Here is a 15,239-nt window from a genome sequence, read left to right as displayed (position 1 = left end):
GCCGTCGCCATGTCCAACGCCGTCAGCCGTCGAGGAGCATTGGGCCTCATGGGAGCAAGCGCTGCCGTACCACTGCTCGGCACTGGTACGGCAGCGGCCGCGCCGCTTTCCCCGGCCCCGGGCGGAGGCGGCGCGACGCCGGTGCAGGGTTTGCATCTCACGTTCGGCCGCGATCCCGCGCGGCAGATGGTGGTTTCGTGGCTCACCGACGGACCGGTCCGCCGTCCCCGCGTCCTCTACGGCACGCTCGACGACGGCTTCGGCTCGTACGCGCCCGCAGTCACCCGGACCTACCTCGACGGCGATTCCAACCGCACGGTCTGGGTGCACCACGCCGAGATCAACCGGCTCAGCCCGAACACCGAGTACCTCTACGTCGCCCAGCACGACGGCGCGACGCCCGACGCGGGCACGTTCCGCACCGCGCCCGGCGGCCGGTCCGCGTTCACCTTCACCAGCTTCGGCGACCAGTCGGCGCCGCAGGTCACCTGGGACCTCAAGGGCGCGCCCGCGCTCGACTTCTTCTCGACGCCGGCCACGAAGGACATCGTCACCGGCATCGAAACCGTCGCGCCGCTGTTCCACCTGCTCAACGGCGACCTCTGCTATGCCAACCTCGACGTCGACCGCGTGCGCACCTGGAACAACTTCTTCACCAACAACACTCGTTCGGCGCGGTACCGGCCGTGGATGCCCGCCGCGGGCAACCACGAGATCGAGAAGAAGAACGGCGCGATCGGAATGGACGCCTACCAGGCGTACTTCCAGCTGCCCTCGACCGAGACCGATCCGGAACTCGCCGGCCTCTGGTACGGCTTCACCGTCGGCTCGGTCCGGGTGATCGTGCTGCAGAACGACGACAACTGCCTGCAGGACGGCGGCGACGTCTACGTCAACGGGTACTCCGGCGGACGGCAGCTGGCCTGGCTGGAGAAAGAACTCGCCGCGGCGCGGGCGTCGCGCGACGTGGACTGGATCGTCGTCGCGATGCACCAGGTCATGATCAGCACGTCCGACGCGAACGGCGCTGACCTGGGCCTGCGCGAGAAGTACGGCCCGCTGTTCGACCGCTACGGCGTCGACCTGGTGCTCTGCGGGCACGAGCACGACTACGAACGCTCCCTCGCCGTGCACGGCGTCGTCTCGGGAAGCGAGACGCTGACGCCGAATCCGGTGTCCGACGCGACCGACAACATCGACGCCACGCACGGCACCGTGCACATGATTCTCGGCGGAGGCGGCGTCTCCGGAACCACCAACGGCAGCTTCTTCAAGGACGGCACCGGAAAGGTGCTGACCGCCGTCGCGGACAAGCGGGATCCGGCCACGGGCAAGCGGAAACCGACCTACGTGCGCGAAAAAGCGGTGTGGAGCGCGGTGCGCGACCTCGACCACCCTTACGGCTTCGCCGCGTTCACTGTGGACCCCGGGCACCGTCCGGGAGGAACGACGACCATGCACGTGACCTACTACAACGTGAACAAGCCGACCGGCGAGCTGTCGGTGTTCGAGCGGTTCTCGCTGCACCGCAAGCGCGCCGACGGCTGACGTCAACCCCTTCTCCGGCCTGGTCCGGACCCACCCCTCAAGCCGGACAGGACACTCTTCGGCCGCGTTACGCTTGCCGCGGACCCGGTGGCCGCAACGGACACCTCCCTCATCGTCAGTCCATTGTGGACCATCGGGCCGCGAGGAGCGCCCATGGACCACGCCGTCACCCCCTTCGTGCTGGACCCGGCGGCGCCGGACGTGCACGGCGAGGGCGCCCGGCTTCGCGCCCGCGGACCGCTGACCGTGGTCGAACTGCCGGGCGGCGTGCTCGCCTGGTCGGTCACCAGCCTGCCGCTGCTGCGCGCCCTGCTCGCCGACCCGCGCGTGTCGAAGGACGCCCGGCAGCACTGGCCTGCCTACCGGGACGGGGCGATCTCGTCCGACTGGTCGCTGCACATCTGGGTTTCGGTGCGGAACATGTTCACCGCCTGCGGCGACGAGCACCGTCGGCTGCGATCGTTGGTGTCCAAGGCTTTCGCCCCCGGCCGGATCGCCGCGCTGCGCCCGGTGGTCGCCGAAATCGTCGACGGCCTGCTTGCGAACCTCGACGCCGGACCGGCGGAGACCGACCTGCGCGAGCACTACTGCTATCGGCTGCCGATCGAGGTGATCTGCCGGCTGACCGGCGTCCCCGAACAAGCGCGGCCAGGCCTGCGCACCGCGGTGGCCGGGATCTTCGCGACGTCGGCGACCGCGGAAGAAGCAACCGCGAACGTCGAGCTCCTGTATGGAATTCTCGCCGACCTCGTCGAACAGCGGCGCGCCGAACCGGGTGACGACCTCGCGAGCGCCCTGATCACCGCACGCGATTCGCACGGCTCCCGGCTCAGCGAAGCCGAACTCGTGGACACGCTGATCCTGGTGATCACCGCTGGCCACGAGACGACGGTCAACCTGCTCGACCAGGCCGTGACCGCGCTGCTCACTCATCCCGCACAGCTGCGGCAGGTCCTCGACGGAACGCGCGCCTGGCCGGACGTGGTGGACGAGACTTTGCGCTGGCAGGCACCGATTTCGCACCTGCCGCTGCGGTTCGCGCGGGAGGACATCGAGGTCGAGGGCACGACCATCCGCGCGGGCGACCCGATCCTCGCGTCCTTCGGCCCCGCCGGACGCGACGAGAGCCACCACGGCCCGGACGCGAACGAGTTCGACCTGTCCCGCAAGGACAAAACCGCGCTCGCGTTCGGCCATGGCGTGCACTATTGCCTCGGTGCGCAGCTCGCCCGGATGGAAGCGGAGCTCGCGCTGCCCGCGTTGTTCGAGAGGTTCCCGGGTCTGGCGCTGGCCGTGGACGAGGAGAAGCTGGAGCCGGTGCCGTCGTTCATCACCAACGGGCATGTGACTTTGCCGGTGCGATTGCGGGGCTAGGCGTACTGGCGGGCTGGCGAACGATGCCGTAGTCCAGCACGTTGCCTCGCCGCGAACGACCAACCGCGTCACCGCACCGGCGCGAGCCATTCCCCGACCTCGCGCTGACGCGGTTCGCGGGCCAGCCGAAGCCGGGACGCCGTCGTGCGGCAGGTGCGGCTCCTAGGCCTCCCAGTCGGCGAGGACTTTTTCCGTGTCCGCGCCCGGGACCGGCGGCGAGGACGGCACATCCGGTGTGCTGCGCGAAAACCGCGGTGCCGGGGTGGGCTGGACGATCCCGTCCAGCGTGATCAGGCCGGACCGCGCGGCGATGTGCGGGTGCTGGGGAGCCTCGTCGGGCGCGAGGACTGGCGTGACGCACGCGTCGGTGCCGTCGAAGACCTCGGCCCATTCGTCGCGCGTCCGAGTCAGGAACACGCGGGTGAAGGTGGCGCGGAGAGTGGGCCAGCCGTCGCGGTCGAGTTGCGGCGGGAGGTCTTCCGCGGCGAGGCCGAGGCCGTTCAGGAGAGCCGCGTAGAACTGCGGTTCCAGGGAACCGACGGCGACGTAACGGCCGTCCGCGCAGACATACGTGTCGTAGAACGGCGCACCGCCGTCCAGGAGGTTCGTGCCGCGTTCGTCGGACCAGGAACCCAAGCCGCGCAAGGCCCACATCATCTGGGAGAGCACGTTCGCGCCGTCGACCATCGCCGCGTCGACGACCTGGCCGCGTCCGGTCCGGCCGCATTCCCACAACGCCGCGAGCACGCCCGCGATCAGGAACATCGACCCGCCGCCGAAGTCGCCGACCAGGTTGAGCGGCGGCACCGGACGTTCGCCCGCGCGGCCGATCGCGTGCAGCACGCCGGTGAGGCCCAGGTAGTTGATGTCGTGCCCGGCGCGCTGGGCGAGCGGGCCGTCCTGGCCCCAGCCGGTCATCCGGCCGTAGACCAAGCGGGGGTTGCACGCGAAGCAGTCGTCCGGCCCGACGCCGAGCCGTTCGGTGACGCCCGGGCGCAGGCCCTCGATCAGCACGTCCGCCTTCGCCGCGAGCCGCAGGACGAGTTCGCGGCCTTCGGAGGTCTTGAGGTCCGCGGCGACCGAGCGGCGGCCGCGCAGCAGCGGGTCCGGTTTGCCGCCGCTGAGGTCGAGCGATCCGGAAGGCCGTTCCACGCGGACGACGTCCGCGCCCAGGTCGGCGAGCACCATGCACGCGTGCGGCCCCGGCCCGATTCCGGCCAGTTCGACGACTTTCAGCCCGCTCAACGGTCCCGCCACATGTCCTCCTCGGCTCCGGCGCCCTGCGGCGGCGACCCTACCGGCCGCCCCGGCCCGGACCCGGGCGTGTGGGGTAACCCACCCGTGGCCCGACCCGGGCAGAACCGGCGCCGCGCCTCACCCGAACCGGGGACTGGCGTCTCGCTGCCGCGCCCGTCGGGTACCCGGCTGGTATCCATGGGTCACGAATGGATCAAGGAGGAATTTAGATGAGCTTTTTCGACCAGGCCAAGGACAAGATCCAGGAATTCGCGGGCAACAACCCGGACAAAGTCGGCCAGGGCATCGACAAGGCCGCCGAATTCGCCGACCAGAAAACGGGCGGCCAGCACGGCGACCAGATCCGCCAGGGCGCGGACAAGCTGAAGGAAAACTTCGGCGGCGGCCAGCAGGGCGGCCAGGAACAGGGCGGCGGCCAGCAGCAGGGCGGCTTCGACCAGGGCGGCCAGGGCGGCCAGCAGCAGGGCGGGTTCGAGCAGGGCGGCCAGCAGGGCGGCTTCGGCGAGGGTCGCGGCCAGCAGGGCGGCGGCCAGCAAGGCGGATTCGGCCAGGGCGGCTACGAGCAGGGCGGCCAGGGCGGTTTCGGCCAGGGCGAGCAGGGCGGCTACGGCGAAGGCCGCGGCCAGCAAGGCGGTTTCGGCCAGGGCGAGCAGGGCGGCTACGGCGAAGGCCGCGGCCAGCAAGGCGGCTTTGGCCAGGGCGAACGGGGCGGCTACGAACAAGGCGGCCAGGGCGGTTTCCAGCAGGGCGGCCAGGGCGGCTACGAGCAGGGCGGCCAGCAGGGTTTCGAGCAGGGCGGTCAGCAGGGCGGCTACGACCAGGGCGAGCAGCAGTGGGGCAACCAGCAGTAACAACGGCTTTTCCGGCCTGAGTTACGGTGCCGAGCACGTCCAAGACGAGCCACGCGCGTCAACGCCCACCGGCGAGCCACGCGCGTCTAACGTCGACGGGGCGAACCACCAGCAACAGCGTCCACGGGCGAACCATGCACCTCAACGTCCGCGACGAGCGCGTCAATGTCCGCAAGGAATCGCTCGTCAACGTCCGGGGCGAACCGCGCGCATCAGCGTCCGCGGCGAACCACCGCAACGTCCAGGCGAGCAACGCGCATTCAGTGTCTACGGCGAACCACGCCCACGGAGCGTCCGTGGCGGGTCAACCTCCACGGGCACACCGCGTGCGTCAACGGCCACGGCGAACCACGCGCAAGAGCGTCCGTGGCGGACCGCGCGTCAACGTCCAGCGTCAACGTTCGTCGCGAACGGCGCGCATCGGCGTCTGGTGCGAACCACGCGTCACATCGCGACCAGCGAGCCGCGTCAGACCGGTAATCGTCAGGCCGTAGTCAGACCTCATCCGGCGAGCTAAGCGAAGGACGCATCGAGCGAGACGGGGCGGCATTTTCCGCGCAGTTTCCGGCGTGTTTACCCGGAGAGCACGAAAATGCCGCTCCGTTTTTCCGTCCGACGCGCCGCCTCGCCGAATCTATTTCACGATCCCGCCGCCCCAGCGCGATTTCCAGCCCCGCTCAGCCGGGTTTGCGGGCCGAGATCAGGACGTGTTCCTCCGGCTCCGTCCCCGGCGTCTCCGGCTCGAACGTCTCCTCCCGGGTCCCGGTCACCTCCAGTCCGGCCGCACGCACCCGCTCGACCAGCGCGTCCACCGGGAAGCTCGTCACCCGGATCGAGTGGCCGAGGAACTCGATCGGCACGTTCTCGATATCAGCGGGCACGGTCACCAGCGCGAACCTTCCGCCCGGCGCCAGCCAGCCGGCGATGCGGCCGAGGACCCGCTCTGTCTCGGCCCTCGACAGCTGCACGAACGAGAAGAACGCGCACACCGCGTCCCACGAGCCCGGTGATGTCTCCCATTCCCGCACGTCAGCCTGCACGAACTCAGCCCCGGGCACCTGTTCGCGGGCGATCCGCACCATCTCCGCCGACACGTCGATCCCGGTCACCCGATGTCCCGCGGCAACCAGCTCCGCCGCCGCGGGACGGCCGGTCCCGCTGCCGATGTCGAGCACGCGCGCCGACGGCGGCAGGACCTCGATCAACTCCCGTACCGCCGCGTCCACCACCGGCCGGCGGCCGAACGCCTCCTCATAGCCAGCGCCGATCGCGTCGAACAGTTCCGCCGCGGTGGTCAGCTCCTCGGACATCCCAGTCTCCCCTCGCCGTCGAAGAAGCCCAGGCTATCCGCCCCCACCGACAATTCCGGTCACTCGGCAGCTTCGTAGACGGCCGCGGCGACGACCAGGTCCTCCCAAGCCATCCCGACGCTCTTGAACACCCGAGGCCCCGCTCCCACGGCATGCCCCGAAGCCAGTGCCGCGAGCGAGACAAGATCATCCACGGCGAGCACACCGGATTCCCTTGCCAGCACTACCTCCCCAGCCTCGCTAGCAGCCGCGCCGATTCCCTCAACGACCACAGTGGACCGTCCAATGAGGACATCGTCGACTTCCCGCGCCTCAGGTTCATGCGAGCCAACGGCCACGACGACGGCGTGCTCGGGCACCTTGGCACCGTCGAACACCGGGGTCCGCGAAGAGGTGCAGCAGGCAACGAGATCAGCTGAGGCCACGTCGTCCGGCGTGCCGACCCGGGCGAACGGGTACTGCGCGGCAAAGGCTCGCGTCCGCTCCGAATTCCGGCCGACCACCACCACGTCCCGCAGAGATCGCACCGCCCGGAAAGCCTCGATGTGACTCCGCGCCTGCGGCCCCGTCCCGAACACCACGAGCCGTTCCGCGTCCGGCACCGCGAGCAGATCCGCCGCGACCGCGGAGACGGCCGCCGTGCGCACCGAAGTGAGCGCGACGCCGTCCAGCAGCGCTATCGGCGTGAGCGTCTGGCCGTCCATCAGGAGGTAGTGCCCCTGGATCCGCGGCAGTCCCCGAGCCGGGTTGTCCGGCGCGACGGACGCGACCTTGACCCCGGCGAAGCGGTCCCAGAACGCGGGCATCAGCAGGAACTGCCCGGGGGGCACGGGCACGACGGACCGCGGCGGGTCCTCGTCCGGGTCGAGGCCGTCGGCGAGGGCCGCGCGGACGGCGTCGACGGCTTGCTGCACGGTCGGCCGGGCATCAAGGAGCAATCGCACGCCAGCGAGGATCGCACAGGGCCCCGACAGAACTGCTGAGCCGCAGGTCACAACACCTTAGATACAAGCTGGGATGCATGTTAGCGTCGCTCCTGTGAACGCTCTGAAACCCGCCGCCGACCGCGCCTACGAGCTCACCAAGGAACTCGTGCTCACCGGCGAGCTGCCCGGCGGACACCTGTTCAGCGAGGGCGAGATCGCCGAGCGCCTCGGGGTGAGCCGCACTCCGGTGCGCGAGGCGTTCCTGCGGCTGCAGGTCGAGGGACTGCTCAACTTGATCCCGAAGCGCGGCGCGATCGTCGTGCCGGTCACCCCGGGAGAAGCGGAGGACGTCCTCGAAGCCCGTGAGGCCGTCGAAAGCGCCGCGGTACAGCGGCTCGGCCGCCGCCCGGAGCTGATCCCGGACGCGCTCGAGCAGCTGCGCGCGGTGCTGGACACCCAACGCCGACACGCCGAAGCGGGCGACGTGCCCGCGTTCGCCGAAGCCGACGAGCTGTTCCACCGCACGATCGTCGCCGCTGGCGGCAACGCGCTGCTGCTCAGCTTTTACACCACCCTCGCCGACCGGCAGCGCCGGATGAACGTCCACGCGCTCGCGCCGATCCCGGCCCGCCTGCCGCGGGTCGTCGGCGAGCACGAACAACTGCTCACCATCATCGCGGAGGCCGAGACGAAGGCCGACACCTTCGCCCCGGCCCTGCGAGCCCACTTGGATTCGGTGCACCGTCGATGACCGCTACCGCCGACCGCGCTCCCCTGCCCGAAACGACCACGCTCCCGGCCTGGTTCCCGGCCGCCGCCGCGGTGTTCGCGTGCGGCTGGGGCGGCAACCAGTTCACCCCGCTGCTCGTGATGTACCACGCCGCGGGCTACTCCGCGTTCACCGTCGACGCCCTGCTCGGCGCGTACGTCGTCGGCCTCGTGCCGGGACTGCTGCTGTCCGGCGGACTGTCCAATCGGTACGGTCGCCGCCCGGTGATGTTCGCCGGCACCGTGCTGTCGCTGCTGGCGAGCATGCTGCTGGCGCTCGGCCCGCTCGGCGTCGCGTGGATCGCCGCCGGCCGGTTCCTCGCCGGCATCGCGGTCGCGGTCGCGATGGCCGTGGGCTCTACCTGGATCAAGGAACTCGCCGACGCCGACCCGTACAGCGCGGCCGACACGGGCACCCGGCGCGCCGCGCTGTGCCTCACGCTCGGGCTCGGCATCGGCCCGGGCGTCGCCGGAGTGCTCGCGCAATGGGGGCCGTGGCCGATGGTGCTCCCCTATCTGGTCCACATCGGACTCGCGCTGGTCTCGCTGGCCGCGGTCACGCGCAGTCCGGAAACGCTCGCTGTCCGGACCGCGTCGGTCCGCGCCGCGCTGCCCGCCACCGCGAGGCATCCGCGATTCCGCCGCGTCATCCTGCCCGCGGCACCGTGGATCTTCGGCTCGTGCGGCGTCGCGTACGCGATCCTTCCGCAGCTGGTCGAGCACCAAACCGGGTCGTGGGCGCTGGCCTATTCCACTTTGCTCACCGTCTGCGCGATCGGCGCGGGAGTCGGGATCCAGCCGATCGCCAAGCGGGTCGACCGCGCCACCAGCGCCCGGGCCGTGCTCACCGGGATGACGGTGCTCTGCGTCGGCCTCGTCTTGAGCGTCTTCGCCGCGGCACGGGAATCGCCGTGGATCGCTCTCGGCGCGGCGGTCGTGCTGGGCGCCGCTTACGGCATCGTGGTGGTGTCCGGGCTGCTGGAATTGCAACGTCTCGCCCGGCCGGGCGAAATCGCGGAACTCACCGGCGTGTACTACGCGCTGGCGTATGTCGGATTCCTCTTGCCGTCGCTTTTGGCGGCCCTGAACGGAGTAGCGGGCTACCCGGTGCTGCTCGCCTGCGTCGCGGCGGTCGCCATCGCGGGAACCCTTGTGGTGACCCGGCACTCGCGCCGGCACCTGCCGCAGAACTGACCCCGATTCCGGCAAACGGGACCGAAGGCGCCAACGCGCGGAAATTCGGTCCTGTTTGCCGGATTTGTTTCCCACTATTGTCGCTTGTGGATCGCGAAGGAGTCGGAAAGAGTTCCCCTACTGGGAAATCGGACGCGGCACGAATGCGCCCGATTTCGTCGGGGCCGGTAACTCACGAACCCTTCTAGCAGGAAGTGGGAACTGCACATGGGGCGTTCCTCGCGATCCGTTCGCGCCCTGGTCATGGCTGCGACCGGCAGCCTGGTGCTGGCCGGGGTCACCCAGCCGGCGCAGGCTGCCTCGCCAGCCGCGTCGGCCGACACCACGCCGCAATCGGTGATCGTCGTCCTCGCGGACCAGCTGCCCAGCGCGCCGCCCACCAAGGCGGCCTCGGACACTCGCCGCGCCAAGGCCACCCAAGAACAGGACTCGGTGCTCGCCAAGCTCGCGGGCGCGGCACCCGCGAAGGTCAAGCATTTCGCACTGGGCAACGCTTTCTCCGCCACCGTCACGCCCGCGCAGGCCGCGCAGCTCGCGCACGACCCGGCGGTCGCGCAGGTGCTGCCGGACAGCAAGGTGACGCTGCCGGACGCCAAACCGAGCGCTCCGGCCGCCGCGCCGAAGGCAGGCGGACCGGCCTCGCCGGCCACCCCGAACGCGATCTGCCCGGCCGATCCGGCGAAACCGTTGCTGGAGCCCGAAGCGCTGACGTCGATCCGCGCGTACAGCACCAACGGCGGCAAGAGCGCTTCCGACCTGGCCAATGGCACCGGGGTGAAGGTCGCGTTCCTCGCCGACAACATGGACCCGAACTACGCCGACTTCATCCGTCCCGACGGCAGCCATGTGTTCTCGGACTACCAGGACTTCTCCGGCGACGGCCCGAACACGACCGACGCCGGGGCCGAGGCCTTCGGCGACGCCTCCTCGATCGCCGCGCAGGGCGTCGTGGTCCACGACCTGTCGAAGTTCGTGAACGAGAAGCACCCGCTCCCGGCGGGCTGCAACATCGTCGTCAAGGGCGTCGCCCCGGGCGCGAGCCTGGTCGGCCTCAACGTTTTCGGCCGGACCGCCACGAACTCCGCGGTGCTGCAGGCGATCGACTACGCGGTGACCGTCGACCACGTCGACGTGATCAACGAGTCGCTCGGCCTCAACCAGTACCCCGATTCCAGCTCCCGCAACCTCTTCCAGGTCTTCAACGACCAGGCCGTGGCCGCGGGCGTCACGGTGACCGCCTCGAGCGGCGACGCGGGCGTCACGTCCACGATCGGCAGCCCGGCCACCGACCCGCTGGTGATCTCGACCGGCGCGACGACCGACAACCGGCTGTACGCGCAGACCGGCTACGCGGCCTTCCCGTTCTCCAACGGGAAGTGGGTGAGCGACAACATCTCCGCGCTGTCGTCGTCCGGCATCACGCAGGACGGCCGCACCATCGACCTCGTCGCACCCGGCGAGGGCAACTGGGCCGATTGCGCGCCGGCGTACGCGGAATGCCACAACTTCAACACCGTGCCGCAGCCGACCGACCTCGAATCGTTCGGCGGCACCAGTGAATCCGCCCCGCTGACCGCGGGCGTTGCCGCACTGGTCATCCAGAGTTACCGCAATTCCCACCACGGTGCGTCGCCGACGCCCGCACAGGTGAAGCAGATCATCACCAGCACCGCACGCGACCTCAACCTCCCGGCCGACGAGCAGGGCGCTGGCCTTCTCGACGCCCGCGCGGCGGTCGAAGCGGCGCTCACCGCCACGGGCTCGACCGGGGCACCGGCGGGAGTCGCGTCGAACATCTCGCTGTCGGCTGACCAGCTGACGCTGGAAGGCGCGCCCGGCAGCACGCAGCAGGCGTCGGTGAACGTCACCAACTCGGGCACCAAGCCGCTGACGGTCAGCACCGGCACGCGGACCTTCGCCCCGATGGGCACGCAGACGCAGACCACCGGGTTCGACTCGACGAAGCTGCCGACGTTCCCGTACTTCAACGGCACCAACTGGGCGTACAAGAAGGTCACGTTCTCCGTGCCGAACGGCGCGCAGCGGCTGCTGGCTCGGATGGCCTGGCAGGGCAGTCCGAAGGCGGTCAACGGCCAGTCCGTCACCCCGGTGGTGCGGCTGACGCTGCTCGCGCCGGACGGCACTTTCGTCGCCAACAGCCGTCCGCAGGGCGGGGCCGCGACGGCGAACTACGCCAACGTGGACGTCACGCGGCCGGCCGCGGGCACGTGGACCGCGGTGCTGTACTCGGCGTCCGGACAGGCCGGATACACCGGTGACATCCAGCTGGCGACCACCGCGCAGCGGGCCGTCCCGTACGGCCAGGTGTCGCCGCAGATCCTGCAGCTCAACCCCGGTCAGACGAAGCCGGTGCACGTCGCGCTGCAGACCCCGGCCAGCGGCGGCGACGCGGACTACTCGATCACCTTCGGCAGCTCCGACGGCCACCAGACCAGCGTGTCGGCCGTGCTGCGCGCGCTGATCCCGACGAACCACGGCCCGGGAACCTTCGGCGGCACGATCACCGGCGGCAACGCCCGCGCGGTGTCGCCCGCGCAGACCTTCTCCTACGAATTCGACGTGCCGCGCGGCAAGCGGGACCTCGACGTCGCGGTGAAGCTGCAGGATCCGGGCACGCTGCTCGACGGCGTGCTGGTCGACCCGAACGGCGAACTCGCCGACGTGAACAGCAACGCCTTCCTCACCTCGGCCACGACGCTGGGCCAGGGCACCGCGTTGCAGCTCGTCGACGCCAACCCGCTGCCGGGCCGCTGGCACCTGGTGCTCGTCGTGCAGAACCCGGTGACGGGCAAGCAGATCGACCAGCCGTTCACCGGAACCGTCGGCTTCGACCAGGCCTCGGCCAGCGCACCCGCGCTGCCGCAGTCCGCGTCGCTCGCGGCGGGCAAGCCGGTGACCGTGCCGGTGACGGTGCGCAACACCGGAATCGAGCCAATCGCCATCGGCGTCGACGCGCGCACGAACACCCGGCAAACGCTGCAGCCGCAGCCGATCCAGGGTTCGACCGAGGTCGACCTGCCGGAGCTGAACACGAACGCTCCGGTGTATTCGATTCCGCCGGAGACGAGCAAGTTCACTGTCGCGACGTCCTCGACCGTGCCCGCACAGGCGGAAATCCAGGGCTCGGCGGCGGGCATCGACGTGCTCGGCGACCTGAAGTCCGCGCAGAACGGCAGCACGGTGTCGGTCGCGACGATCGGCGAGAAGACCGGGTACGTCACCAAGGGCGTCTGGTTCGCCGACGTGCAGGAGATCGGCCCGTTCGGTCCGGACGGCGCGCCCGCCGGGCATTCGAGCTACACGGCGTCGATCCAGACCGCGGGCTTCGACGGTTCGGTGACGTCGTCGACCGGCGACCCGTACGGCCAGTCGGTGGACCCGAACGGCACCGGCGGCACGCCGCAGCTGGTGAAGCCGGGCGAGACCGCGACGATCATGGTCACGATCACGCCGTCCGGCAACCGCGGGGACAAGGTGGCCGGGCACTTGAACATCGTGACCGTGCCGTCGCTGCCGACCGGGGTGACCGGTCTGCCGCAGGTCGGAACCGGTGAGGTGCTGGCGACTCTGCCGTACAGCTACCGCATCGGCTGATCTGGCATTCCGTGAGGGGAATCCTGAGCGACTTCAGGGTTCCCCTCACGGCTTTCGGCGGGCACCGGGCTCGTCGCGGCGGCGTGGCAGGCTCCGAAGCCCTCGGCACGCAGCAGGATGTGTCCATTGTGGACTCGGAGCGCGGTTTCGGTCGCGTCGCTCACCGCCGAAACGCCTGCCGCGGCAGCCACCGCACCGGTCTCGTCCACGATCACGCGCACGTCCGGCCACGCCTGCTCCGGGCAGGACTTCTTCAGCAATCCCCGCAGATCCGCCAGCACCAAGCTGGTCAGCGGAACCAGCTCCCCCGGCTGACCGGTCACGACGACGAGCGTGACGTCCTTGGCTGCCCGCAGCGCTTCCTCCACCGCGGACAGCCGATGCAGCCCGATCACCGCGACCACTCCGTCGCCGTCGATGCGCACCGGACGCCCTCGCAGGGCGTCGAAAACCTCCGGCGGAGACCAGGTTTCCCCGGCAGCTCGCGCTGGGGCCACGATCGGCGGATCCGGCCAGGTGTCGCTCATCTCCAGCGCCGGCAACGCTTCGCACGCGCGCACGACGTTGAACGGCTCGCCGAAACCGGGTGCCGCGGCCGCGAGCTGACTCGCCCCGTGCAGCATCGTCAACGCCGCTTCCGCCACTCGCACCAAGCGTCCGGATGAGGGCGAAAGCCGCTCCAGCACCAGACCGAGCACGATCGCGTCGAACCGCAGCAACTGCGCGTACGGCCGGTGGGTGACTTCGTCGGCGAGGATTTCCGGCAGCAGATCGACGCCGAGGCGCGCGTCCGGATCGGTGGCCAGCGGCAGGCGGGCGACCCAGGCGCGGGCGAACGCGCCGAGCGCTTCGGCGGGCGTCAGGCCCGGGTCCGGCTCGGGCGGCTGGGCAGCGAACTGCTCCGCCTCCGCCGCGAGCACGGCGAAGTAGAGCGCGCGTTTGCCGGGGAAATTGGAGTAGACCGCGCCGCGGGTCAGCTCGGCGCGCTCGGCGATCACGTCGATCTTGGCGTCGCGGAACCCGCGCTCGGTGAACTCCTCGCGGGCGGCGGCCAGCACCTTCGCCCGGTTGCGCTCCTGCGTCTGCGCCCTGGTCAGCCGCGCCATCGTGAGTCCTCCCGATCCGCTTCCTTGTCAAGATACCGTCGTCATCCATATGATGAGATCATCTGAAATGACCATCTGGAGGTCGCGGTGTCCCCCGTTCCCGAGCTCGACCTGACCGATCCGGCCGTCACGAGCGACCCGTTCGCCGCCTACGGAGCCGCCCGCGAGCAGGGCCCGCTGGCCAAGCTGACCGGTCCCGGCTTCCCGCCGATGTGGGTGCTGACGCGGCACGCCGAGGCGCGCGCGATGCTCACCGACCAGCGGTTCGCCTTGAGCGAGGCCAGCTATCAGCGTCCGGAGGTGCCCGAGCACTGCCGTCCTTACCTGCGGACGATGCAGGAAATGGAAGGGGCCGAACACGCCCGGTTGCGCCGTCTCGCCACGCCCGCGTTCGCCGCGCGTCGCGCGCTGGATTTCCGCCCGGAGATCGAGAAAGTCGTCGCCCGGTACCTGGACGCGCTGCCCGCGGAAGGGCCGGTCGACCTGCTGGCCGAGTTCGCCCAGCCGTTGCCGATGGAAGTCGTCTGCGCGCTCGTCGGCGTCCCCGAGGCGCAACGGCCGCGCTGGCACGAGTACGGCGCGGCGGTCGTCCAGGTGTCCGGCGACGGGTTCGCCGCCGCCGTGCCCGGGATCATCGACAGCTCGCGGACGCTGGTCGCGCATCCGGACAGCGCGATGCTGGCGCATCTGGCGAACGCGGGCCTGACGGAAACGGAATCCGTCGCGCTCGTCTGGCAGCTCGTGCTGGCCGGGCAGACTCCGGCGAACTTCATCGCCAATTCCGTGGAAACGCTGCTGTCCCATCCGGATCAGCTCGACCTGCTGCGCGCGGAACCGGACCGGTGGCCGGGCGCGGTCGAGGAATTGATGCGCTGGTGCGGTTCGCAGCTGCTGACGATTCCCCGGCGGGCGACCGAGGACGTGGACCTGCACGGCGTGCGGATCCGCCGGGGCGAGCCGGTCACCGCGTCGATCGCGGCGGCGAACCGGGATCCGCGCGTCTTCGCCGATCCGGACCGGTTCGACGTCCGCCGCTCGGCCGGCGCGCACCTCGGTTTCGCGCACGGTCCGCATTTCTGCCTCGGCGCGTCGTTCGCGAGGGTGCAGGCGGAGGTGGCGCTGACCGCGTTGCTCGACCGGTTCCCCGGCTTGCGTGTCCTTGAGGCGAAGCGGGTACCCGACCCCGGGACGTGGCGCCTCGCCGGGCTGACGGTCGCGTGGTGACGCCCTCGATCGGGTGAGGTCCCGGCGGTGCTGTCCAGGTCCGGCTACCGTTTCGCCAGGTCAGCA

11 protein-coding genes are annotated in these 15,239 nt (G+C 70.4%); 7 read left to right on the top strand and 4 right to left on the bottom strand.

What is annotated here, in order from left to right:
- Positions 1-48 precede the first annotated feature (48 nt).
- Positions 49-1,548, top strand: a complete 1,500-nt coding sequence (locus ATK30_RS34045) for a purple acid phosphatase family protein (protein ID WP_244194808.1) — start codon at positions 49-51, stop codon at positions 1,546-1,548.
- 153 nt (positions 1,549-1,701) lie between these two features.
- Positions 1,702-2,922, top strand: coding sequence for a cytochrome P450 family protein (locus tag ATK30_RS34040; protein WP_208637479.1), 1,221 nt, complete (start codon positions 1,702-1,704; stop codon positions 2,920-2,922).
- 162 nt (positions 2,923-3,084) lie between these two features.
- On the opposite strand, the gene ATK30_RS34035 is transcribed toward ATK30_RS34040, so the two are convergent.
- The gene (locus tag ATK30_RS34035; protein ID WP_101438883.1) at positions 3,085-4,179 is read right to left on the bottom strand and encodes a CaiB/BaiF CoA transferase family protein; all 1,095 of its coding nucleotides are present in this window, start codon (positions 4,177-4,179) and stop codon (positions 3,085-3,087) included.
- 209 nt (positions 4,180-4,388) lie between these two features.
- Between ATK30_RS34035 and ATK30_RS46545 the strand changes: the two genes are divergently transcribed.
- The gene (locus ATK30_RS46545) at positions 4,389-5,030 is read left to right on the top strand and encodes an antitoxin (RefSeq protein ID WP_101438882.1); all 642 of its coding nucleotides are present in this window, start codon (positions 4,389-4,391) and stop codon (positions 5,028-5,030) included.
- A gap of 677 nt (positions 5,031-5,707) precedes the next feature.
- On the opposite strand, the gene ATK30_RS34025 is transcribed toward ATK30_RS46545, so the two are convergent.
- Together ATK30_RS34025 and ATK30_RS34020 are read right to left on the bottom strand one after the other, a co-directional pair.
- On the bottom strand, positions 5,708-6,340 hold the full coding sequence (locus tag ATK30_RS34025; RefSeq protein ID WP_101438881.1) for a class I SAM-dependent DNA methyltransferase: 633 nt from the start codon (positions 6,338-6,340) through the stop codon (positions 5,708-5,710).
- A gap of 59 nt (positions 6,341-6,399) precedes the next feature.
- The gene (locus ATK30_RS34020) at positions 6,400-7,284 is read right to left on the bottom strand and encodes an ornithine cyclodeaminase family protein (RefSeq protein ID WP_101438880.1); all 885 of its coding nucleotides are present in this window, start codon (positions 7,282-7,284) and stop codon (positions 6,400-6,402) included.
- A gap of 94 nt (positions 7,285-7,378) precedes the next feature.
- On the opposite strand from ATK30_RS34020, the gene ATK30_RS34015 reads away from it, so the two are divergent.
- The 3 genes from ATK30_RS34015 (at position 7,379) to ATK30_RS34005 (ending at position 12,843) form a co-directional block, all read left to right on the top strand.
- Positions 7,379-8,017: a GntR family transcriptional regulator gene (locus tag ATK30_RS34015; protein ID WP_101438879.1), complete on the top strand. Its 639-nt coding sequence runs from the start codon at positions 7,379-7,381 to the stop codon at positions 8,015-8,017.
- Positions 8,014-9,228: an MFS transporter gene (locus ATK30_RS34010; RefSeq protein WP_101438878.1), complete on the top strand. Its 1,215-nt coding sequence runs from the start codon at positions 8,014-8,016 to the stop codon at positions 9,226-9,228. Before ATK30_RS34015 ends, ATK30_RS34010 begins: the two co-directional genes overlap by 4 nt.
- A 243-nt stretch (positions 9,229-9,471) precedes the next feature.
- The gene (locus ATK30_RS34005; RefSeq protein WP_244194807.1) at positions 9,472-12,843 is read left to right on the top strand and encodes a S8 family serine peptidase; all 3,372 of its coding nucleotides are present in this window, start codon (positions 9,472-9,474) and stop codon (positions 12,841-12,843) included.
- Here ATK30_RS34005 and ATK30_RS34000 read toward each other — a convergent pair.
- A complete protein-coding gene (locus ATK30_RS34000) occupies positions 12,828-13,949 on the bottom strand; it encodes a TetR/AcrR family transcriptional regulator (RefSeq protein ID WP_101438876.1) in 1,122 nt (373 codons plus the stop codon). The two genes, ATK30_RS34005 and ATK30_RS34000, sit on opposite strands and share 16 nt — an antisense overlap.
- Before the next feature lie 87 nt (positions 13,950-14,036).
- On the opposite strand from ATK30_RS34000, the gene ATK30_RS33995 reads away from it, so the two are divergent.
- Positions 14,037-15,173, top strand: coding sequence for a cytochrome P450 (locus ATK30_RS33995; RefSeq protein WP_101438875.1), 1,137 nt, complete (start codon positions 14,037-14,039; stop codon positions 15,171-15,173).
- Positions 15,174-15,239: the final 66 nt, after the last annotated feature.

It is taken from the genome of Amycolatopsis echigonensis (assembly GCF_002846615.1).
GTDB lineage: Bacteria > Actinomycetota > Actinomycetes > Mycobacteriales > Pseudonocardiaceae > Amycolatopsis > Amycolatopsis echigonensis.
Note: the sequence above shows the minus strand (reverse complement) of the source record. Positions and strands in the feature narration are given on the sequence as shown.

Coding starts and splice junctions, on each gene's coding strand:
- ATK30_RS34005 (WP_244194807.1), top strand. CDS start 9,472: ATGGCTGCGACCGGCAGCCTGGTGCTGGCCGGGGTCACCCAGCCGGCG.
- ATK30_RS46545 (WP_101438882.1), top strand. CDS start 4,389: ATGAGCTTTTTCGACCAGGCCAAGGACAAGATCCAGGAATTCGCGGGC.
- ATK30_RS34040 (WP_208637479.1), top strand. CDS start 1,702: ATGGACCACGCCGTCACCCCCTTCGTGCTGGACCCGGCGGCGCCGGAC.
- ATK30_RS34010 (WP_101438878.1), top strand. CDS start 8,014: ATGACCGCTACCGCCGACCGCGCTCCCCTGCCCGAAACGACCACGCTC.
- ATK30_RS34045 (WP_244194808.1), top strand. CDS start 49: ATGGGAGCAAGCGCTGCCGTACCACTGCTCGGCACTGGTACGGCAGCG.
- ATK30_RS34000 (WP_101438876.1), bottom strand. CDS start 13,949: ATGGCGCGGCTGACCAGGGCGCAGACGCAGGAGCGCAACCGGGCGAAG.
- ATK30_RS34025 (WP_101438881.1), bottom strand. CDS start 6,340: ATGTCCGAGGAGCTGACCACCGCGGCGGAACTGTTCGACGCGATCGGC.